The organism is Ruegeria sp. BHSC223 (genome assembly GCF_059613025.1).
In genome coordinates this window covers 1-20,209 of the sequence record NZ_JBXWRR010000022.1, presented here as the reverse complement: position 1 = coordinate 20,209, position 20,209 = coordinate 1, and the positions used below count along the sequence as shown (strand labels likewise).

17 protein-coding genes and 1 tRNA gene are annotated in these 20,209 nt (G+C 63.4%); 10 read left to right on the top strand and 8 right to left on the bottom strand.

What is annotated here, in order from left to right; all coding sequences use genetic code 11:
- The first annotated feature begins 3 nt into the window (after positions 1-3).
- Complete coding sequence (locus tag AC2FNY_RS19455) at positions 4-762, top strand: Phenylacetic acid catabolic protein (protein ID WP_496803475.1); 759 nt, start codon at positions 4-6, stop codon at positions 760-762.
- 279 nt (positions 763-1,041) lie between these two features.
- Here the strand turns inward: AC2FNY_RS19455 and AC2FNY_RS19450 are convergent, their stop codons facing one another.
- The 5 genes from AC2FNY_RS19450 to paaG form a co-directional block, all read right to left on the bottom strand.
- Positions 1,042-1,980 carry a HEPN domain-containing protein gene (locus AC2FNY_RS19450; RefSeq protein WP_496803474.1) on the bottom strand — a complete coding sequence of 313 codons (939 nt, stop codon included), beginning with the start codon at positions 1,978-1,980 and terminating at the stop codon, positions 1,042-1,044.
- A 202-nt stretch (positions 1,981-2,182) separates the two neighbouring features.
- On the bottom strand, positions 2,183-2,779 hold the full coding sequence (locus tag AC2FNY_RS19445) for a TetR/AcrR family transcriptional regulator (RefSeq protein ID WP_234164031.1): 597 nt from the start codon (positions 2,777-2,779) through the stop codon (positions 2,183-2,185).
- Positions 2,780-2,782: 3 nt separating this feature from the next.
- On the bottom strand, positions 2,783-4,093 hold the full coding sequence (paaK, locus tag AC2FNY_RS19440; protein WP_496803473.1) for a phenylacetate--CoA ligase PaaK: 1,311 nt from the start codon (positions 4,091-4,093) through the stop codon (positions 2,783-2,785).
- Between the two features lie 15 nt (positions 4,094-4,108).
- A complete protein-coding gene (paaI, locus tag AC2FNY_RS19435) occupies positions 4,109-4,537 on the bottom strand; it encodes a hydroxyphenylacetyl-CoA thioesterase PaaI (RefSeq protein ID WP_234177991.1) in 429 nt (142 codons plus the stop codon).
- 2 nt (positions 4,538-4,539) lie between these two features.
- Complete coding sequence (gene paaG, locus AC2FNY_RS19430; RefSeq protein ID WP_234164040.1) at positions 4,540-5,325, bottom strand: 2-(1,2-epoxy-1,2-dihydrophenyl)acetyl-CoA isomerase PaaG; 786 nt, start codon at positions 5,323-5,325, stop codon at positions 4,540-4,542.
- A gap of 102 nt (positions 5,326-5,427) precedes the next feature.
- Here paaG and AC2FNY_RS19425 point away from each other — a divergent pair, with 102 nt between their 5' ends.
- The 8 genes from AC2FNY_RS19425 (at position 5,428) to AC2FNY_RS19390 (ending at position 16,068) form a co-directional block, all read left to right on the top strand.
- Positions 5,428-7,473: an FAD-dependent oxidoreductase gene (locus AC2FNY_RS19425; protein ID WP_496803472.1), complete on the top strand. Its 2,046-nt coding sequence runs from the start codon at positions 5,428-5,430 to the stop codon at positions 7,471-7,473.
- A gap of 71 nt (positions 7,474-7,544) precedes the next feature.
- Positions 7,545-8,564, top strand: a complete 1,020-nt coding sequence (locus tag AC2FNY_RS19420; RefSeq protein ID WP_234171302.1) for a TRAP transporter substrate-binding protein — start codon at positions 7,545-7,547, stop codon at positions 8,562-8,564.
- A 56-nt stretch (positions 8,565-8,620) separates the two neighbouring features.
- Positions 8,621-9,127 (top strand): TRAP transporter small permease, encoded by a 507-nt coding sequence (locus AC2FNY_RS19415; RefSeq protein ID WP_496803471.1) that lies wholly within the window; start codon positions 8,621-8,623, stop codon positions 9,125-9,127.
- Entirely contained in the window at positions 9,124-10,476 is a 1,353-nt protein-coding gene (locus AC2FNY_RS19410; protein ID WP_234140106.1) for a TRAP transporter large permease, read from the top strand. Before AC2FNY_RS19415 ends, AC2FNY_RS19410 begins: the two co-directional genes overlap by 4 nt.
- A 156-nt stretch (positions 10,477-10,632) precedes the next feature.
- Positions 10,633-12,654 (top strand): phenylacetic acid degradation bifunctional protein PaaZ, encoded by a 2,022-nt coding sequence (paaZ, locus tag AC2FNY_RS19405; protein ID WP_496803470.1) that lies wholly within the window; start codon positions 10,633-10,635, stop codon positions 12,652-12,654.
- A gap of 77 nt (positions 12,655-12,731) precedes the next feature.
- The gene (locus AC2FNY_RS19400; RefSeq protein WP_496803469.1) at positions 12,732-13,532 is read left to right on the top strand and encodes a PaaX family transcriptional regulator C-terminal domain-containing protein; all 801 of its coding nucleotides are present in this window, start codon (positions 12,732-12,734) and stop codon (positions 13,530-13,532) included.
- Positions 13,533-13,607: 75 nt separating this feature from the next.
- The gene (locus tag AC2FNY_RS19395) at positions 13,608-15,077 is read left to right on the top strand and encodes a flavin-containing monooxygenase (RefSeq protein ID WP_496803468.1); all 1,470 of its coding nucleotides are present in this window, start codon (positions 13,608-13,610) and stop codon (positions 15,075-15,077) included.
- A gap of 13 nt (positions 15,078-15,090) precedes the next feature.
- A complete protein-coding gene (locus tag AC2FNY_RS19390) occupies positions 15,091-16,068 on the top strand; it encodes an alpha/beta hydrolase (protein WP_496803467.1) in 978 nt (325 codons plus the stop codon).
- A gap of 12 nt (positions 16,069-16,080) precedes the next feature.
- On the opposite strand, the gene glpD is transcribed toward AC2FNY_RS19390, so the two are convergent.
- The 3 genes from glpD to AC2FNY_RS19375 all read right to left on the bottom strand — a co-directional run bounded on the left by glpD (position 16,081) and on the right by AC2FNY_RS19375 (position 18,764).
- On the bottom strand, positions 16,081-17,652 hold the full coding sequence (glpD, locus tag AC2FNY_RS19385) for a glycerol-3-phosphate dehydrogenase (RefSeq protein WP_496803466.1): 1,572 nt from the start codon (positions 17,650-17,652) through the stop codon (positions 16,081-16,083).
- Entirely contained in the window at positions 17,645-18,418 is a 774-nt protein-coding gene (locus tag AC2FNY_RS19380) for a DeoR/GlpR family DNA-binding transcription regulator (protein WP_496803465.1), read from the bottom strand. Before AC2FNY_RS19380 ends, glpD begins: the two co-directional genes overlap by 8 nt.
- Before the next feature lie 270 nt (positions 18,419-18,688).
- Positions 18,689-18,764: transfer RNA gene (locus tag AC2FNY_RS19375), tRNA-Trp, on the bottom strand.
- Between the two features lie 142 nt (positions 18,765-18,906).
- On the opposite strand from AC2FNY_RS19375, the gene AC2FNY_RS19370 reads away from it, so the two are divergent.
- Entirely contained in the window at positions 18,907-19,611 is a 705-nt protein-coding gene (locus AC2FNY_RS19370; protein ID WP_234140113.1) for a DUF374 domain-containing protein, read from the top strand.
- Positions 19,612-20,209 lie beyond the last annotated feature (598 nt).

The following is a 20,209-nucleotide window of genomic DNA, read 5'->3' as shown; positions in this document are numbered from 1 at the left end:
GACATGGCCGAAGATATGACGATCGACAGCTATCTCGCCGCTGGCGGGATGCTGACCAATCCAACCAACGTGCCCGCGCGCTATCGCGCCGAGCTGATGAAGCTGATGGCCACCTTCGTGGACAGCGAACTGGCCGGTGCGGCGGGCTTTGCTGACATCATCAACCAGGGTCCGGGGATCAAGGAGCGGATCGCCGCCGCCAAGATCGTGCTGGAAAAGACCGACAATGCCGACCGCGTGCTGCGGATCATGGGCGAGTTCGGGGCCGATACCCAGCGCTATGCCAACCACCACCCCTGGACCGCGCGGCTGGAGCGCGACGCCGATATCGGCGCCGCCCGGACCGAGCAGGACATGCGGCTGGCGGTGTTCAACTACCCGATCCAGGGCTGGGCCGACGCGGTGATGATGAACCTCCTGATGGCCCGCGCCGTGGTGGTGCAGTTGGCCGATTTCACCATGATCTCGTATCAGCCGCTGGCCGAGGCGTTCCGTGCCATCGCCCCGATCGAGACCCGGCATGGCGAGCTGGCGCTGGAAGGCGCGGCAAAGCTGGTCGAAGACGGCGGTGCCGCGGCCCTGCAAGCCTCTGCCGATTACTGGTGGCCGCGTGTCGCCGCCAGCTTTGGCACCGGCAGCGCCGGGCGGACCGAGGCGCTGCGCGCCATGGGCCTGCGCCGCACCGGCAATGCCGAGATGCGCACCCGCTGGGAGGCCGAAGCCGCCAACCTGCTGGACAGCCTGGGCCTGAAACGCCCGTGAATTGCCACCGGGGCGCCCCGGGCGCCCCGGTATGGCACGCGGAGACCGGCCCGGTCGGCCGGTCTCAGACCACCCGGTTTGCTGCCCGCTGACTCTGCGAGAATGGCACCGCAGAGCGCGCCGAATGGTTCCGCCCTTGGCTTTCCAGGTCAACGCCATGGCTTCGGACACGGATACACGACTATTGAGTGGGCGAATGGCGGGGCCGAGCTCGAAGCATCTAATGCTGCGAGTATTTTGAACGTCAGCTTCCTACGATCTCGAAAAGACCGACCGGGTTCAACTCGGAGTGTTGGCATTCCTCACGCAGCCGAGCGCTCTAACGAGTAGGAGGCTGGATTTGTGCGCTGAGTAAGACTGCTCGCGCGTGGAAGCCTCCTCACCGTATCGCACCGCAGCCGAGCACTGGATGTCAGTTAGGAGGTTGTCCAAATCCAACCCTATGATGGAACGCGCCAGCGCTTCGTGGAGCTTTTTCAGGTTATGAGTCTGAGGAATGGTCGATACATCACCGATCACCTCAATTAACCCCTTCATGAATTTCTCAGCAAATTGGAGTGATGCCCATCTTGCCTGCCCATGGTTCGGGTTCTGGCTAGTCATGTGCATTACAGCAGTCATCCAATCGCTCTGCGCTTCGCGGAAGAACTGGCTGTATTTGGAAAATCGGTCGAATGCGTGTCGAACGTCCATGCCTATCATGAACATACCATAGACCTCGGCGAGATCATTGTCGCTGAAGTGTTTTAGGCGCGCGGGGGTAATGCCCGACAACTGCTTACAGGCGTTCAATCTAGGAGCACCAACAACAGCGTCGTCCTCATCAGAAATTTCTCGTTCAACTACTGGCGTGAAAAGCCCAAAGATGATTGGCAGCTTGAGTACCCATAGATCACCATCAGCCTGCACCGCGACCTTTGCATTGGCAGACGGATCGAGTTTGATACCGTCTCCATAGACCTGCTCATACCAATCGTGAATTTTCTCTGCGTACTTCCAACTGCCAATCAGGTGGTCGGGGACGCCAGGCAGAGGCTTCGTGAGCAACATCGACATATTGAAACGATGTCCGAACTTGATAATCGCATTCATTGGACGCCCCACCGGAGGCACGCCTGCCGCTTTCAATTCTTCGTCGATTTCGCGAATGACTGGGGTGATGTCCTTTGGAATGCGTGACATGAAAGCCCTTTTGTTTTCGCCCAGTACTTCTGGCATCCCGCGTCGGTTGGTCGACGCTCAGTTTTGAGAAGTATTCAAGTCTACCGGAACACAAAAGCAGTCATTCGAGAAGACGCAGCGAAAGACAACTTCGTCCCAGTTGCGGACTTTCAAAGCGAGAGGCCCCATGTAGTGCATCAAACCAACGCGGCAACACTTGCGCATGTGAAGAACGGTACCGGCAGCCTCTTCCCCGGGATCAGAGCCCCTTAAGACCGTGCAGCGTCAGGTCGCTGACCATGCGGGCATAGTCCTCGCGCGCGGCGGTGTCGGCGCCGGAATTCCACATGTAATACCAGTTCAGCATGCCGAAGACCGACATGGTGGCGCCGCGCAGCTTGCCGGGGTTGCCGGCAAAGGTTTCGGGCGCGATGCCGTTCAGGATATCGCTGAGAAACCCGATCATGTCGCGCTGATACCCGCGCAGCTGTTTCTGCTGCTCGACCGGCAGGGCCGACATGCCGCTGGTCTGCACCCGGTGTTCGTCATCCACACCCTGATAGGCGAGCAAAATCTCTCGCACCACCGTATGCAGCCGCTGCGGCCCGCTCAGCCCGTCGATCTCGATGCCGCAGATGCGGTCGCGCAAATCGTGCAGATAGGTTTCGAGGATGTCGAACAGGATCGCATCCTTGCTGTCGTAATAATGATAGATATTGGCCTTTGATATCCCGCATTCGCGCGCAAGCTGGGTCATCGAGGCGCGGTCGAACCCCTCGCGTGCAAAGACGCGCGCCGCAGACTTCAATATCTGGGCGCGCTTCTGATCGTGGTCCTTGGCAATCGTCCGGGCCAAACCCTACTCCTTGTCGCGGTTGTCGACGACGCGCTTTGCCTTGCCCTGGCTGCGTTCGACATCTCCGGGATTGCCTACAACAATCTCGGTCGAAACGCCAACGATGTCCTTGATCCGCTTGGTCAGCATCCGCGCGGCGGCGGTCTTGCTCAGCTCGTCGGTCTTGTTGGGCAGCGCTTCGACAAAGACGCGCATCGCATCCATGCGACCGGCCTTGTAAAGCTCGATCTGGTAATGCGGGGCAATGCCGCCGGTGGCCATCACCTGTTCCTCGACCTGGCTGGGGAAGACGTTGACACCGCGCAGGATGATCATGTCGTCGCTGCGCCCGGTGATCTTTTCCATCCGCCGCATCGAGCGCGCGGTGCCCGGCAACAGCCGGGTCAGGTCACGGGTACGATAGCGGATCATCGGCAGGCCCTCCTTGGTCAACGTGGTAAAGACCAGCTCGCCCATCTCGCCATCGGGCAGCACCTCACCGGTGACCGGGTCGATGATCTCGGGCAGGAAGTGATCCTCCCAGATCACCGGGCCGTCCTTGGTCTCGACGCATTCATTGGCCACACCCGGCCCCATGATCTCGCTGAGGCCATAGATATCGACGGCGTGCATGTCGAACGCCTCCTCGACCTCGCGCCGCATGGCGTCGGTCCAGGGTTCGGCACCGAATACACCCACCTGGAGCGAGCTTTCGCGCGGATCCATGCCGACCTTGTGATACTGCTCAAGGATGTTGAGCATATAGGACGGGGTCACCATGATGCCGGTGGGTTTGAAATCGGTGATCAGGCCCACCTGTTTCTCGGTCTGGCCGCCCGACATCGGCACCACGGTGGCGCCCAGCCGCTCGATCCCGTAATGGGCGCCAAGGCCCCCGGTGAACAGGCCGTAACCATAGGCGTTGTGGATCATGTCGCCCTTGCGCAGGCCAGCCGCGCGCAAGGAGCGGGCTACCAGATCGGCCCAATTGTCGATGTCACCTTTTGTATAACCCACCACAGTCGGCTTGCCCGTGGTGCCCGAAGAGGCATGCAGGCGGATGATCTGTTCGCGCGGCACGGCAAAGAGGCCAAAGGGATAGTTGTCGCGCAGATCGTTCTTGTAGGTGAACGGGAACTTGGCCAAATCGGCCAGCGTTTGCAGGTCGTCGGGGTGCACCCCCGCCTCGTCGAACCGCTTCTTGTACATCGGCACGTTGTCATAAGCATGGCGCAAGGACCATTTCAGGCGGTCCAGCTGCAATGCGCGAATCTCGTCGATCGAGGCAATCTCGATCGGATCCAGGTCTTCTTTCTTGGGGCTCAGGTCCTTCATGACGTCCTCCTCGCCTTAATCCTCGTCGAACAGGTGGCCCTTGATCGCCCGGGACATGCCCCGGAATTCGGCGATGGTGCGGCCGTCCTGATTGGTCACTTTCACGTCGTAAATCCCGCTGCGCCCGGTCAGGCTGAGCTCGGTCGCGGTGGCGGTCAGCCGGTCGCCCAATTGGCCCGGCGCGATATAGCTGATCACGTTATGCTGGGCGACGGTCGACTGGTTGCGGCTGTTGCAGGCAAAGGCAAAGGCGCTGTCGGCCAGCATGAAGGTCACGCCGCCATGACAGATGCCATGCCCGTTGCAGTGATGCGCGGCGACGGTCAGTTCCAGCACCGCCAGCCCCTCGTCGACGCGGGCAATCTCCATCCCCGCCCATTTCGAGGCGTTGTCGTCCGACCACATGGCCGCAGCCGACCGTTCCGCCCGTTCTTTTGGTGTCATGCTCACTTACCCTGAAACCTTGGTGCGCGCTTTTCCAGAAAGGCGCTGACGCCTTCGGCATAATCGGCGCTTTCACCACAGGTTTTCATGGCATCCGCCTCGAGTTCAAGATGATCTTCAAGCGTGTCGACACAGGCCGCCTGAATGCAGCGCTTGGTCAGGCCAAAACCCAGCGTCGGGCCATTGGCGAATTGCTCGGCCATGGCGCGGGCCTCGGTCATCAACTGGTCGTCGGGCAGCGCCTTCCAGATCAGGCCCCAGTCCTCGGCCTGTTTCGCGGGCAAGGGTTGTGCGGTCAGCGCCAGCCCCTTGGCGCGCGCCTCGCCCAAGAGGCGCGGCAGGTGCCACGAGCCGCCGGTATCGGGGATCAGCCCCACCTTGGCAAAGGACTGGATGAACTTGGCGCTTTCGCCCGCCAGCACGATGTCGCAGGCCAGCGCGATATTGGCGCCCGCGCCCGCGGCCACGCCGTTGACAGCGCAGATCACCGGGAAATCGAGCGATCGGATGAGCCGCACCAAAGGCGCATAGAAGGTGCGCACGGTATAGCCCAGATCGGGTGGGCCATCCATTTTCGACGGGTCGCGGTCGCCCAGGTCCTGACCGGCGCAGAACCCGCGCCCTGCCCCGGTCAGCAGTACCGCACGGGCGCCATTGTCGCGCGCGGCCTCAAGCGCGGCACGCAGGGCCAGGTGCATCTCGTCGGTGAAGCTGTTCAGCCGATCCGGGCGGTTCAGCGTGATTTCCACCCAGTTCCCATGATCTTGCGCAAGAATCGTATCGCTCATCTCCGCCCCGCTTTGCGAATGTTTCAACAACCATCTTGCATAAACCGAACGGTTGGTCAATAAATTCTTCGCAATTGATTCTCGACCGGTGGAGGCGGGCAGATGGGCGAAAACGAGGTGGTTACGGTAAGGCGCGAGGGCGATATCGCCTGGGTCGAAATCGACAGCCCGCCGGTCAACGCGACCTCGACCCCGGTGCGTGCCGGGCTGGCCCGTGCGGTGGCCGAGGTGCAGGGCGCTCGCGTCGCGATCCTGACCTGCGCCGGCCGCACCTTTGTCGCCGGTGGCGACATGACCGAGTTCGACCGTCCCGCCGAGGAACCGCATCTGCCCGACGTGGTGCAGATGATCGAGGACAGCGAAACACCCTTTGTCGCGGCGATGCATGGCACGGTTCTGGGCGGCGGGTTCGAGATCGCACTGGCTTGCGCTTGGCGCATCGCCGCGCCGGGCACCAAATTCGGCCTGCCCGAGGTCAATGTGGGCCTGATCCCCGGCGCGGGCGGCACCCAACGCGCGCCGCGCCTGATCGGCATGCAGGCGGCCATCGACCTGGCCTGTTCCGGCAAGATGCTGGGCGCCGAACAGGTGCTGGCGCTGGGGGGCCTCGACCAGATTGCCGAGGGCGATTTGCGGGCCGCCGCACAGGCCTTTGTCGGTGATCTGCCGCCGCGCCCGGAAAAGACCCGGCTGCGGCAGGTGCAGGCGCTGGACAGCGAGGCGCTCGCCGATGCCAGAGACGCCCTGACCAAGGCTGCCAAGGGCCGCGCCGCGCCGCTGCACAACCTCGACGCGTTGCAATGGGCCGCCCTGCCTTTTGACCAGGGCCAGCCACGCGAACGCGCCCTGCATCTGGAATTGCGCCAGTCCGACGAAAGCCGCTCCCTCCGCTATGCCTTCTTTGCCGAGCGTCTTGTCGCCCGGCCCGATGCCATCGCCGGGGTCGCCCCGCGCGAGGTGACCCGCGTTGCCATTGTCGGCGGCGGGCTGATGGGTGCCGGGATCGCCATGGCCTGTCTTGGCGGCGGGCTGTCCGTCACCGTCATCGAACGCGACGCGGCGGCGGCACAGGCGGCACATGAACGGGTTGCCGGGCTGGTCGCGGCGGGCGTCAAGCGCGGCAAGATCAGCTCCAGCGCCGAGGCCGACATGCTGGCGCGGCTCAGCACCACCGACACCTATGCCGGTGCATCTGATGCTGATCTGGCCATCGAAGCGGTGTTCGAGGATCTGGACGTCAAGCGCGCGGTCTTTGCTGAACTGGCCGCCGTGATGCGGCCCGATGCCATTCTGGCCACCAATACCTCTTACCTCGATCCCCAGCTGATCTTTGCCGGTATCCCCAACCTGGCGCGCTGCCTGGGCCTGCATTTCTTCAGCCCGGCGCATGTGATGAAGCTGCTCGAAATCGTCAAAACCCCCGATACCGCGCCCGAGGTGCTGGCCGCCGGCTTTGCGCTCGGCAAGCGACTGCGCAAGGTCTCGGTCCTGTCAGGCATCTGCGACGGGTTCATCGGCAACCGGATGCTGGCCGCCTATCGGCGCGAGGCGGAATACCTGCTGGCCGACGGCGCGCTGCCGCATGAGGTGGACGCCGCGATGCGGGCCGAGGGGCTGCCGATGGGCCCGTTCGAGTTGCAGGACCTGACCGGGCTGCAAATTGCCTGGGCCAACCGCAAGCGGCAGGCCGCCACCCGCGACCCCGCCGAACGCTATGAGCGCATCGCCGATACGCTCTGCGAGATGGACCGTCTGGGCCAACGCAGCGGCAAGGGCTGGTACCGCTACTCCGAGGGATCGCGTTCCCCGGAACGCGACCCCGAGGTCGAGGCGCTGATCGTCGACTACTCGGCCAAACGGGGCATCACCCGGCGCCCGTTCAGCGCCGAAGAGATCGCCCAGCGCCTGCTTGCGGTGCTCGCCAACGAGGGCGCGCGAATCGTTTCCGAAGGCATCGCCGAGCGCGCCGAGGATGTCGATATGGTGCAACTGCACGGATACGGCTTTCCCCGGCACCGGGGCGGGCCGATGCATCTGGCCCAATCGCAAGGTTGGGAAAAAACCATGGAAATCATGATATTGGTCGCCACAGAAAGCCCCGGCTCGTGGATTCTGGCGACACGGGGAAACCCACCAGCAGAAATCTAACCGCCGTTGATGGTTACAAAAAGGACCATTAACGCATTCTCGACTCACGTTTTCAGGGAGGAGTAAAACCCATGAAACTGACCAAACTCAGCACCCTTCTGGCCTCGGCGGCGATGGCCGTCAGCGGCACCATCGCGATGGCGGCGGACTATACGCTGACCATCTCCAGCTGGGCGCCCCCGACCCACGGCATCAACGCGATGATGTGGCCCAAATTCGTCGAAATGGTCGAAGAGGCCACCGACGGTCAGGTCACCGCCGAACTGAAACTGGGCATCGCCCCGCCCCCCGCGCAGATGGACCTGATCCAGGACGGTGCCGCCGATCTGTCGATCATCTTCCACGGCTACCAGCCGGGCCGCTTTGTCACCACCAAGCTGATCGAGCTGCCGGGCTATGAGGGTTCGGCCGAGGCCGCTTCGGTCGCCTATTGGCGTGCCTATGACCAGTATCTGAGCAAGGCCGACGAGCATCGCGGCGTCAAGCTGATCGCGCTGCACACCCATGGCCCGGCACAGCTGCACTCGACCGCGCCTGTCACCGACATGGCGCAGATCGCGGGCCTCAAGGTGCGCATCCCCGGCGGTGTCGGCGGCGATGTGGGCACCGCTCTGGGCGCCACGGGCATCCAGGTTCCGGCCCCCAAGGTCTATGAAACGCTCGCCTCCAAGGCCGCCGATGGCGTGGTGATGCCGATGGAATCGCGCAAGGGTTTCAAGCTGACCGAGGTTGCCCAGAACGTCTATGAGATGCCCGGTGGCCTCTATCGTGGGTCGTTTGCCTTCATCATGAACGAAGATACCTTTGCCGACCTGCCCGAGGACGTTCAGCAGGCGCTGGAGGAAAAGGTGTTCGGCGAGCCGCTGAGCCGTGAGATCGGCAAGATCTGGGACGAGATCGATGCCATCGGCCGGACCGAGACCGAAGCAACCGCAGGCAACGCGATCAATGCAGCCTCGGCCGCCGATCTTGAGAAATTCGCCACCATCGCCGCCGATGTGCGCGAAAAGGTGATTGCCGAGGTCGCCGCCGCCGGGGTTGACGCCCAGGCCGCTTATGACCTGATCAAATCGGAAATGGCCGCCAACTGAGCCTTTTCACCGGGGCGGCGTCTTTCGCCGCCCCAGACAGCCCGCCGGAGGAACCCATGGCGTCCCTGATCCGGCTTGCCCGCCACGCCAGCTTTGCGCCTGTGCTGGTGGCCTGCCTTGCCCTCTTCATCCTGATGGTGATGACCTTCTGCGACGTGATCCTCAGATCCGTCCTGAACGCGCCCATCGAGGCCGCGACCGAACTGACCCGCATCCTGATGGCGGTGCTGGTGTTCTCGGTCCTTCCCATCATCTCGGTCAACAACGGCCAGATCGCCGTCGACCTGACCGACGGAATCTTTCACCGCCTGCGGCTGGACCGGATCCGCGACGGGGTGATCCATCTGGTCAGCGGCATCATGCTGTACTGGCCGATGAGCCGAGTCTGGATCCTGGCCGAGCGCTCGCGCGACTATGGCGACGTGACCGAGTATCTGGCGATCCCGACCTATATCGTGGGCTGGTTCATCGCCATTTCGGTGGGCATCAGCGCGGTGGCGCTGATCGTAACCGGCCTCTTGCATCTCTTTGCTCCCCGCCTGCTTTCGGAGGCCCTGAAATGACTGCCGCACTGATCGGTTTCGCACTTGTCCTGGTACTGGTGCTGCTGCGCCTGCCCATCGTCTTTGCCATGGGTCTGGTCGGCACGCTGGGCTTTGCCTACGAGCGCGGCGGCTCGATCCTGGACGAACGCGGGCTCAAGGCCGCGATGTCCATGGTGGGCCGCCAGGTGATGGATACCGCGCAGGATTATGGCCTCAGCGTGGTGCCGCTGTTCATCCTGATGGGGCTTTTCGTCAACAAGGGCGGCATGGCGCGCGAGCTTTATGCGGTGTCGAACGCCTTTCTTGGTCATTTCCGGGGTGGCATCGCCATGGCAACGGTTGCCGCCTGTGGTGGCTTCTCGGCCATCTGCGGCTCTTCGCTGGCCACAGCCGCGACCATGTCCAAGGTCGCGATGCCGGAAATGCGCCGATACGGCTATACTGACGAGCTGTCGACCGCCTCCATCGCGGCGGGCGGCACGCTGGGCATTCTGATCCCGCCTTCGGTCATTCTGGTGATCTATGGCCTCTTGACCGAAACCTCGATCGGCAAGCTGTTCATGGCGGGGATCATTCCGGGTGTCCTGGGCATCCTGTTCTACCTCTTCGCCGTGCGCTGGACCGTGTGGCGCAATCCCGCGGCGGGTCCGGCGGGCGAGCGCGCCGGATGGGGCGAGCGGTTCCGCGCGCTGGGGTCGGTCTGGGCGGTGCTCTTGCTGTTCTTCCTGGTGATCGGCGGGCTGTATGGTGCTTTCGACTTTCACCCGCTGAACCTGACCTTCTCGCCGACCGAGGCGGCGGGCATGGGTGCAGCAGGCGCCTTTCTGATCGCGCTTTTCCGGGGCGGATTGACGGTTGGCTCCACCTTCGAGGTGCTGAAAGAGACCAGCTTTACCGCCGCGTCCCTGTTTTCGGTGCTGATCGGGGCGCAGGTGTTCTCCAACTTCATCAACCTCGCCGGCCTGCCCGAGGCGCTGATCGCCATGGTCACCGCCTATGATGTGGCGCCCTTTGTGGTGATCCTGATGATCCTCGGTATCTACATCATCCTGGGCTGCGTGTTCGAATCGCTGTCGATGCTGTTGCTCACCGTGCCGATCTTCTTTCCGCTGGTCACCTCGCTCGGCTATGATCCGATCTGGTTCGGCATTGTCGTGGTGGTGGTGACCGAGATCAGCCTTATCACGCCACCGGTGGGCCTCAATGTGTTCATCCTCAAGGGCGTGGTGGGCGATGTGTCGACCGGCACGATCTTTCGCGGAGTGACCCCTTTCTGGATCGCCGACATCTTCCGGCTGGCGCTGATCGTGCTGGTGCCGGTGGTGGTGCTCTACCTGCCCCAGCAGATGGGCGCGATGGGCCACTGACCCCTGATCCGCCGGGCCGCAAGGTCCGGCGGTTTTCGTTTACGCGCGCCACTATGTTGGAATTTTATTGACCGACCGTTCGGTCGCGAATACCATCCCTCACAATTCGCGCCCGGAACCGGCTAGACTGGCGGGCGACAGGAACAGGAGACTGCCATGGCCCTTCAACAGATTTCCAGCTTTGCCGCCGGTCAGTGGGTTGCGCCCGGCGCCGGCGCCCGCACCATCGCCTCGGCCATCACCGGCGCGCCGATCGCCAGCGCGGGCAATGACGCGCTCGATGTTCTGGCGATGCTCGATCATGCCCGCAACACGGGCGGCCCCGCCCTGCGCAAGCTGGGGTTCCACGACCGCGCCCGCATGATCAAGGCGCTGGGTCAGGCGCTGAACGCCCGCAAGGCAGAGCTTTACGCCGCCAGCTTCGACACAGGCGCCACCCAATCCGACCACCTGATCGACATCGACGGCGGCATCGGCACCATGTTCGTCTTCGCCTCCAAGGGGCGGCGCGAGATGCCGGACGGCCAGATCTATCTGGACGGCGAGGTGGAACAGCTGAGCCGCAATGGCACCTTCCTGGGCCAGCACGTCTGCACCCCGCTGCAAGGGGTCGCGGTGCATATCAACGCCTTCAACTTCCCTGTCTGGGGCATGCTGGAGAAGCTGGCCCCCACTCTGCTGGCCGGTGTCCCCTCGATCGTGAAGCCCGCGACCAACAGCTGCTATGTCACCGAACTGGCCGTGCGCATCATGCTGGAGGCCGACATTCTGCCCGCGGGCGCCCTGCAACTGGTGTCGGGCGGCCTTGGCAACATGCTGGATCATCTGGACTGCCAGGATGTGGTCAGTTTCACCGGCTCCGCCGATACCGCGCTGAAACTGCGCTCGAACCCGGTGATCCTGCAAAACGCGGTGCGTTTCGTGGCCGAACAGGACAGTCTGAACGCCTCGATCCTTGGCCCCGATGCGGAACCCGGCACGCCCGAATTCGACCTCTTCATCAAGGAAGTCGCGCGCGAGATGACCACCAAGGCGGGGCAGAAATGCACCGCGATCCGCCGCATCATCGCGCCCCAGCCGCGTGTCGAGGCGGTGATCGAGGCGCTGAGCGCGCGCCTGTCCAAAACCGTGATCGGCGACCCGCGCGACGAGGCGACCCGGATGGGCGCGCTGGTCTCGGGCGGGCAAAAGGCCGATGTGCTGGCCAAGGCCGCGATCATCGGGCAAGAGGCCGAGCAGGTGTTCACCATGGACCCCGGCCTGTCGGGCGATCTAGCCAACGGCGCCTTTGTGCCGCCGATGCTGTTCCACTGCGCCGATCCCGACCGCGCCCAGCGCGTGCACGATACCGAAGCCTTCGGCCCGGTCTCGACCGTCATGGGTTATCGCGACATGGATCATGCGGTTGCGCTGGCCAATCGCGGCGGCGGCTCGCTGGTAACCTCGCTGATCACCCATGACGCCGATGTGGCGCGCGATGTGGTGATGGGCGCAGGCGCCTTTCACGGGCGCATCTACATCAACAACCGCGACTCGATGAAGGAATCGACCGGTCACGGCTCTCCCCTGCCCCATATGGTGCATGGCGGCCCGGGTCGCGCCGGCGGTGGCGAGGAAATGGGCGGCGTGCGGGGCGTGAAGCATTACATGCAGCGCACCGCCGTGCAGGGATCGCCCGAGATGCTGGCCCGGATCGGCGGCAAATGGGTGCCCGGCGCGACCGAGGTTGCAGGCCCCGCGCATCCCTTTACCCGCCGCTACAACGAGCTGTCGATTGGCGAGACGCTGAACACCGCCTCGCGTACCGTCACCATGGACGATATCGAACATTTCGCCCATTTCACCGGCGACACATTCTATGCACATATGGATGACGCCGCCGCCAAGCGGAATCCGTTCTTCCCGGGCCGGGTGGCGCATGGCTATCTGTTGCTCAGCTTTGCCGCCGGTCTGTTCGTCGAACCGAACGAAGGCCCGGTGCTGGCCAATACCGGGCTGGATGGTCTGCGCTTCATGAAACCGGTTTCGGCCGGGGACAGCATCAAGGTGCGCCTGACAGTCAAGAAAAAGACCCGCCGCACCGACGAATACGGCGAGGTCCGCTGGCATGTGACACTGACCAACCAGGATGACGAGATGGTCGCGGAATACGAGCTGTTGACCATGAACGCCTATTGAATGCACTGGCCCCCGGTCATGGCGGCGGGGGCCAGAAAGCGATTCTCATTTATGTCCGGGCGACTTAGACTGTCTGCATGATACGAAATACCTCTTGGTTTGACACTGCCGTTACCCGGCTGACCGACCCGCAAAACCAGCGGGTCTGGTCGATCATCGTCTCGTTGTTCGGTGATCTGGCCCGGCGCAAGGGCGACCGGATCTCGGGCAGCGCACTGACCCGCATCACCCAGCCGATGGGTATCAAGCCCGAAGCGATGCGCGTGGCCCTGCACCGGCTGCGCAAGGACGGCTGGATCGAAAGCAGCCGCGAGGGGCGCAGCTCGGTCCATTACCTGTCCGAGTTTGGCCGCACGCAATCGGACCGGGTGACACCGCGCATCTATACCCGCGCACCCGAGTTGCCCGAGACCTGGCATATCCTGATCGCCGAGGATGGCGGCAGCCTGAACACGCTCAACGACCTGTTGCTGACCGATACCTATACCGGGCTAGGCCGCACCGTGGCGCTGGGGTCGGGGCCGGTGCCGGGCGATTGCGACGATCTGGCCGGGTTCGAAGTTACCGCGCGTGCCGTTCCCGGCTGGCTTCAGACCCGGCTCTTTCCCGAAGATCTGGGAGCGGCCTGTCACAGCCTGCAACAGGACTGTGCCGCGTTGCGGGCGGCGGGCATACCGGCGTTTCTGACACCGGTTCAGGTGGCGACGCTGCGGACATTGCTGGTGCATCGCTGGCGGCGGGTGGCGCTGCGCCACCCGGATTTGCCCCTGGCCTTCCAGCCCAGGGGCTGGACCGGGCCTGCCTGCCGCGAACAGGTCTTTGCCCTGCTTGACACGTTGCCCCTGCCCAGACTGGCCGATCTGAATACCACGGATTGACCCCACGACAAGACTGTGTCCCTGCGACGCGGATCCGCTAGACTTGATCATGGCAAGGAGCGGAGGCCGGACAGAATGGCGACACGCGAAACGGATATGCTCATCGTGGGGGCAGGGTTTTCCGGGCTGATCATGGCGATGGAGGCCCGCAAACGCGGCCTTGCGCGGATCGACATTCTGGAAAAGGCCGATGATATCGGCGGCACCTGGCGCGAGAACACCTATCCCGGTGTTGCCTGCGACGTGCCCTCGCATCTCTATTCATTGGCCAGTCACCCGAATCCGGGCTGGTCCACGGCCTATGCGGGTGGCGGCGAAATCCAATGCTATCTGCAAAAAGTCGCCCGCGACGAGACGCTCTATGACCTCTGCCATTTCGGCCAGACCCTGCGCGCGGCCCGCTGGGACGGCGCGCGCTGGCAGGTCGAGACCGACGAGGGGCAGCATTGGTCGGCGCGGTTCCTGATCTCGGCCATCGGCGCGCTGCATGTGCCGAACATCCCCGACCTGCCCGGCGCCGACAGCTTTCCCGGCCCGGCTTTTCACTCGGCCCGGTGGGATCATGGCGTCGATCTGGCGGGCAAACGGATTGCGGTCGTGGGCACCGGCGCCTCGGCGGTGCAATTCGTGCCCGAAATCGCGCCCAAGGCCGCCCAGGTCAGCATCTTTCAGCGCACACCACCCTATGTCCTGCCCCGACCTGATGGGCCAATTGCCCCCTGGGTGCGGCGGCTTTATGCTCGTCTGCCGCTGCTGCCACGTATCCGCCGCGCGCTGATCTATGCGGTGTTCGAGTTCCGCCACGCGGTGTTTCGCGGCAAGCCGAGGGCCGTCGATTTCGCCATGCGCATGTGGCAAAAGGCACTGACCGATGCCATCCCCGACCCCGAGGAACAGGCGCGGCTGACCCCGCCCTATCGCATCGGCTGCAAGCGCATCCTCAGTTCCAACGACTGGTACCCGACCCTGGCCCGTGACAATGTCGAGGTGATCCCCCATGGCGTGGCGCGGATCGAGGCCGACGCGCTGGTTGCCAGCGACGGCACCCGGGTTCAGGCCGACGTTCTGATCTGGGGCACCGGGTTCCACGTCACCGACGCCGCCGAACGGCTGGACATCACCGGCACCGACGGGTTGACCATTCGCGAGGCGTGGTCAGGCGGCATGTCCGCGCATCTGGGAACCTCGGTCGCCGGCTTCCCCAACTTCTTCGTCCTGCTCGGGCCGCATACCGGGTTGGGCCATAACTCGGTCGTGCTGATGATCGAGGCGCAGGTCGAACATATCGGGCGGCTGCTGGACGCCATGCAGAACCAGAATCTGGCCGCGATCTCGCCAAAGCCGCAGGCGCAGGCCGCCTTCGAGGCCGAAATGCAGGAGCGGCTGACGGACTCGGTCTGGCAGGCGGGTGGCTGCTCGTCGTGGTATCAGGACAGCAGCGGCCGCAATACCACGCTGTGGCCTGGCACGGTTGGCGAATATCGCAAACGCATGGCTGGCGCCGGGATGGAACAATATCTAACCTCGCCCCCGACGCATACCTGATCCCGGAGCTGCCATGTCCACCCTGCCTCTGCTCGTCTGCCTGCCCTTTGCCCTAATTGGCGTGATGCTGGGATTGGGCTGGCTCAGAACGCGGTCGCTGGCGCGGCGGGGCGCGGCGCTGGTACCGCAAGCGGGCGAGGTGCAACCGGTGACCGGCGGCACTATCCACTATGTCGAGGCAGGCGATCCGGCCAAACAGACACTGGTGCTAATCCACGGGCTGGCCGGACAGTTGCAGCATTTCACCTATGCGCTGGTTGACCGGCTGGCACAGGATCATCACGTCATCGCGCTGGACCGGCCCGGCTGCGGCTATTCCACCCGAAATGGGGCCTCGCTGGCCAAGCTGCCGGAACAGGCCCGGATGATCGGAGAGTTCCTGGACGCCAAGGGGGTCAAGGATCCGGTACTGGTGGGTCATTCGCTTGGCGGCGCGATCGCGCTGGCCATGGCACTGGACCGCCCGCGAAAGGTGGCGGGGCTGGCGCTGATCTGTCCGCTCACCCATCACATGGCAGGCCCGCCCGCCGTGTTCCGCCCGCTGGAAATCCGCAATACCCGGCTGCGCCACCTGATCGGGGATACGATCGCAGTGCCGATGGCGAACTGGACCGCAGAGCAGACCCTGACCCAGGTCTTTGCCCCCGAGGATTTCCCCGAGGATTTCCTGGACCGGGCCGGTGGTGCGCTGGGGCTCAGGCCACAGGCCTTTGTCACCGCATCAGAGGACGTTGTGGGCGCAGATGCCAGCATAGCGGCACAGGCACAGCGCTATCGCGAACTCGATGTCCCCGGTGCCATCCTGTTCGGGGCCGAGGACGCGGTGCTGCTCCCCACCCAGCATGGTGTTCCGATGAAGAAATTCGGCCTGCGTTGCGAACTGTTGCCCGGGCGCGGCCATATGCTGCCGATCACCGCGCCTGACCAATGCGAAGAGTTCATTCGCGGCGTGTCGATCTCGACGCGGGTGCCCGCCACCCTGCGCGGATAAGCGGGCGCGGGGTCAGCCGCGCGCCGCGATATGGGCCTCGACCCGCGCCACCTGTTCCGGGGTGAGCCGCAAACCCAGCTTGGTGCGGCGCCAGAGAAAATCCTCGGCGCTGCGCACCCATTCCCGTGACATGGCCCAATCCAGCTCGGATGCGGTGATGGTGGCGCCGAAATCCTCGCCCAGCGCCTCGGCGCTGTCGGCCTTGCCCAGCATCTCAGCCGCCTCGGTACCATAGGCCCGCACCAGACGTGCAGCCCAGGCCTGCGTCAGGAACGGGTATTGGCGCAGCAGGTCCCCGGTCAGCGTCGCCACCCCGTCGACCGGAAAGTCGCCACCCGGCAGGGCAATACCCGCCGTCCATTTTCCGGAGAGGCCCGGAAAGAAAGGTGCGATCTTGTCCAAAGCCGATTCCGCCAGCCGCCGATAGGTGGTGATCTTGCCGCCAAAGACGTTCAGCACCGGCGCCCCGCCCGCCTGATCGACCTTGAGCACATAGTCGCGCGTCGCCGCGGTGGCCGAACTGGCCCCGTCATCATAAAGCGGGCGTACCCCGGAATAGGTCCAGACCACATCCTCGGGCGTCAGCTGTTGCTTGAAATAGTCCGAGGCGAAGCGCAGCAGATAATCCCGCTCACCCTCGGTGCAGGTGGGGCTTGTGCCCGGATCCGTATGCTCCTGATCGGTGGTACCGATCAGGGTGAACTCGCCCTCATAGGGGATCGCGAATATGATCCGCCCGTCAGTGCCCTGAAAGAAATAGCAGCGGTCATGATCGAACAGCCGCCGGGTCACGATATGGCTGCCCCGCACCAGCCTCACCCGCTCTGAAGAGTTGAGCCGAAGCGCGCCGTGGATCAGCTCTCCCACCCAGGGACCGCCGGCGTTCACCAACACCCGGGCGCAGAGTTCGCGGGTCTCTCCCGTCACCATATCCTCGAGCGTGACAGTCCATTGATCGGCACCGCGCGCGGCTGAAACCACCCGTGTCCGCGTCATGATCCGCGCCCCGCGCGCCGCCGCGTCGCGTGCGTTCAGTACGACAAGGCGAGCATCCTCGACCCAGCAGTCGGAGTACTCGTAGGCCTTGCGAAACCGCTCTTGCAAGGGCGCCCCAGCCGGGTCGCTGCTCAGGTCCAGCGTCCGGGTGCCGGGCAGGATCTTGCGCCCGCCCAGGTGGTCATACATGAACAGGCCCAGCCGGATCAGCCAGGCCGGGCGGCGTCCCTTCATCCAGGGCATGACCGTCGACAAAAGCCGCGAGGTGGGCGTGTCATTCTCGAACCGCATGTCCGGGTGATAGGGCAGCACAAAGCGCATCGGCCAGCTGATATGCGGCATCGCACGCAGCAGCGTCTCGCGCTCGATCAGCGCCTCGCGCACCAGCCGGAACTCGAAATACTCCAGATAGCGCAGCCCGCCATGAAACAACTTGGTCGAGGCCGATGAGGTGGCCCAGGCCAGATCCTTCATCTCGGCCAGGGCCACCGACAGCCCCCGCCCCGCCGCATCGCGCGCGATGCCGCAGCCGTTGATCCCGCCACCAATGACGAAAAGGTCATAGACCCGGTTGTCGGTCTCAGTCATCGGTATACTCCGCAATCAGAATTTCGGTCTCTGCCGCTTCGGCACGCCGCAGGAACTCGGCCGGTGGTGCCCGGTCGGTCACCACGTAATCAAGCTCGGCCAGATCGCAGATCCGCACCGGGGCGGCGATATCGAACTTGGACCCGTCACAGACCAGAATCCGGCTGCGCGCATTGCGCAGGATGGCGCGGGCCACCGACACTTCGCGGGCGTCGAAATCCAGGATCGCGCCGTCGGCATCCATCGCCGAGGCGCCGATGACCGCAAAATCCACCTTGTAGCGCGAGATGAACTCGACCGCATCCTCGCCCACGATGGCGCCATCGCTTTGCCGGACGGCACCGCCGACCAGCACCAGTTCCTTGGACGGCGTGCCGATCAACAGGTTGATGATGTTGATATTGTTGGACAAAACCGTCAGCCCGCGATGCCCGGTCAATGCGCGGGCGACCTGTTCCGTCGAGGTTCCGATATTCAGGGTGACCGAGCTGTCATCGGGGATCAGCGTTGCCGCCAGCGCCCCCATCGCCGCCTTTTGCCCACGGTGCAGCTGCCGGCGCGCACCGTATTCACGGTTCGACACCGTCTCGACCCGCACCGCGCCGCCATGGGTTCGCTTGAGCAGTCCGCGGTCGTGCAGATCGCGCAGATCGGCCCGCACCGTCTGACTGCTGACCCCGAAATCCTGGGTGAGTTCGTCGACCCCAACCCGCTCCTGCTGGCGCAGCTTCTGCAATATCTCGTGCTGTCGTGCTTCCGCGTCCATGACTCGCGCCTCCTGTATCCGTGGTTATAGACCCGGTTCAGAAAACTGTCACTCACTTTGCTTTCATATTTCTTCGGTTTATCGATTTATGAAACCATTCATGCGCAATTTCGCAAGACTCCAATTCTCTCGACGGAAGGTTGCCACCGACGCCGGAACAAACGTTCCAGCGTAACAGCATACCTCTTCAGACCGCGCGCACGGGCCGAGCAGAGAAATCAGCGTGACACCGGGTCCGCTGGGTCGCCGAATACTGATCAAGTCGGAAAATGGCAGGGGCAGCAGGGTTCGAACCCGCGACCTACGGTTTTGGAGACCGTCGCTCTACCAACTGAGCTATACCCCTATCGTGGCGATGGAGATATGCCACCGATGCGGCGGACTCAAGCCCCTTTTCGCCAAGCAGGCGCAAAAAGAGAGCAGGGAAAGGCGTTGCACCGCGCCTCTCGTCGGGTATGACAGAAGCGGTCCAAACCGAAGGAGGCGCCATGAGCCTGCGCAAGAAGATCGCCGACAGCGAAGCAGTGCTGAATTGGGTCGCCCGACGGATCGCATCCTATATCCGCCTGATACATCGCAACACCAAATGGCAGCGGATCGGCTATGAGGAACTGGATCAATTGGCGGCTGCGGGGGAACCGGTGATCGTGGTGCTATGGCACCAGCGACTGGCGCAATCGCCCTATTTCTTTCCGCTCGACAAGGGGCGGATCTGTTCGATTACTTCTGCCGCGCGTGCAGGCAGCATGGTGGGCCGGGTGCAGAAGCTCTTCGGCATGGATACCATCGCCATGTCCAGCCACAAACGCCATGTGGCCCTCTCGCGCGAGGTGCTGGGCAAGATGAAGGACGGAATTTCCATCGGGATTGCAGCGGACGGCCCGCGCGGGCCGGAACGGGTTTCGTCCACTGTCCCGCTGATCTGGGCGCGCAGTTCAGGAAAGCGGGTGTTCTGCATTACCTATTCTGTCCGGCACGGACGCGAGATGGGGAGTTGGGACCGGCTGCTGCTACCGCGCCCCTGGCGCAACGACGGTGTGTTCTTGTGTCGGGAATGGCACGATCCGGTGCCGCGCAAGGCATCGGAAGAAGAGATCGAGACACTGCGCCAGAGCCTTGAACGTCATATGAACGACATAACGGAAGAAGCGGACCTTATGGTCGGGCGGAGTCCGTGGTCTCCGTCGACCTGACCCAAGCATAGTGTGACCCTGGAACTGTCTGGTTCGGCCCGTGTTTCCGACGGCCAGAACGATCCGGCCGAAGGAGCAACGGATCAGTGCAGCTTGTTCACACGATTCTGCATCATCGCGCAAAGGGCGATCGACCGGTAAACGGCTTCAATAATCCTGGCGGGATTGGTTTTGCTAAGGAACGGCATTTGTCTCACTCCCTGTCTTGACTGACACAGACAGATTGACCCAGCGTAATGATTCTGTCTGTGACCCAGTTCACCGCGATCGAAAACGGCGCACTGCGTGGCGGCCTGCGAGATTATTCGTCGAATAATCTCGGTTATCGGATCGTTTGAGGACATGAAAAAGGCCGCTCCGGGGGAGCGGCCTTTTCTGTTTGTCGCCCTTGTTACACTTGGCAGATTTTCCGGGGGAAAATCTCCTGGAGCAACCAGGCGCATCTCGGGATCACCGATTACTCGATGATCTTCGACACATTCCTGATGGCGTGTCTCGGGATCACCGATTACTCGATGATCTTCGACACATTCCTGATGGCGTGTCTCGGGATCACCGATTACTCGATGATCTTCGACACGACGCCGGCGCCGACGGT

Coding starts and splice junctions, on each gene's coding strand:
- paaG (WP_234164040.1), bottom strand. CDS start 5,325: ATGAGCGATACGATTCTTGCGCAAGATCATGGGAACTGGGTGGAAATC.
- paaZ (WP_496803470.1), top strand. CDS start 10,633: ATGGCCCTTCAACAGATTTCCAGCTTTGCCGCCGGTCAGTGGGTTGCG.
- AC2FNY_RS19380 (WP_496803465.1), bottom strand. CDS start 18,418: ATGGACGCGGAAGCACGACAGCACGAGATATTGCAGAAGCTGCGCCAG.
- AC2FNY_RS19370 (WP_234140113.1), top strand. CDS start 18,907: ATGAGCCTGCGCAAGAAGATCGCCGACAGCGAAGCAGTGCTGAATTGG.
- AC2FNY_RS19415 (WP_496803471.1), top strand. CDS start 8,621: ATGGCGTCCCTGATCCGGCTTGCCCGCCACGCCAGCTTTGCGCCTGTG.
- AC2FNY_RS19420 (WP_234171302.1), top strand. CDS start 7,545: ATGAAACTGACCAAACTCAGCACCCTTCTGGCCTCGGCGGCGATGGCC.
- AC2FNY_RS19450 (WP_496803474.1), bottom strand. CDS start 1,980: ATGCCAGAAGTACTGGGCGAAAACAAAAGGGCTTTCATGTCACGCATT.
- paaK (WP_496803473.1), bottom strand. CDS start 4,093: ATGAAGGACCTGAGCCCCAAGAAAGAAGACCTGGATCCGATCGAGATT.
- AC2FNY_RS19400 (WP_496803469.1), top strand. CDS start 12,732: ATGATACGAAATACCTCTTGGTTTGACACTGCCGTTACCCGGCTGACC.
- AC2FNY_RS19395 (WP_496803468.1), top strand. CDS start 13,608: ATGGCGACACGCGAAACGGATATGCTCATCGTGGGGGCAGGGTTTTCC.
- glpD (WP_496803466.1), bottom strand. CDS start 17,652: ATGACTGAGACCGACAACCGGGTCTATGACCTTTTCGTCATTGGTGGC.
- AC2FNY_RS19390 (WP_496803467.1), top strand. CDS start 15,091: ATGTCCACCCTGCCTCTGCTCGTCTGCCTGCCCTTTGCCCTAATTGGC.
- paaI (WP_234177991.1), bottom strand. CDS start 4,537: ATGACACCAAAAGAACGGGCGGAACGGTCGGCTGCGGCCATGTGGTCG.
- AC2FNY_RS19410 (WP_234140106.1), top strand. CDS start 9,124: ATGACTGCCGCACTGATCGGTTTCGCACTTGTCCTGGTACTGGTGCTG.
- AC2FNY_RS19455 (WP_496803475.1), top strand. CDS start 4: ATGGCCGAAGATATGACGATCGACAGCTATCTCGCCGCTGGCGGGATG.
- AC2FNY_RS19425 (WP_496803472.1), top strand. CDS start 5,428: ATGGGCGAAAACGAGGTGGTTACGGTAAGGCGCGAGGGCGATATCGCC.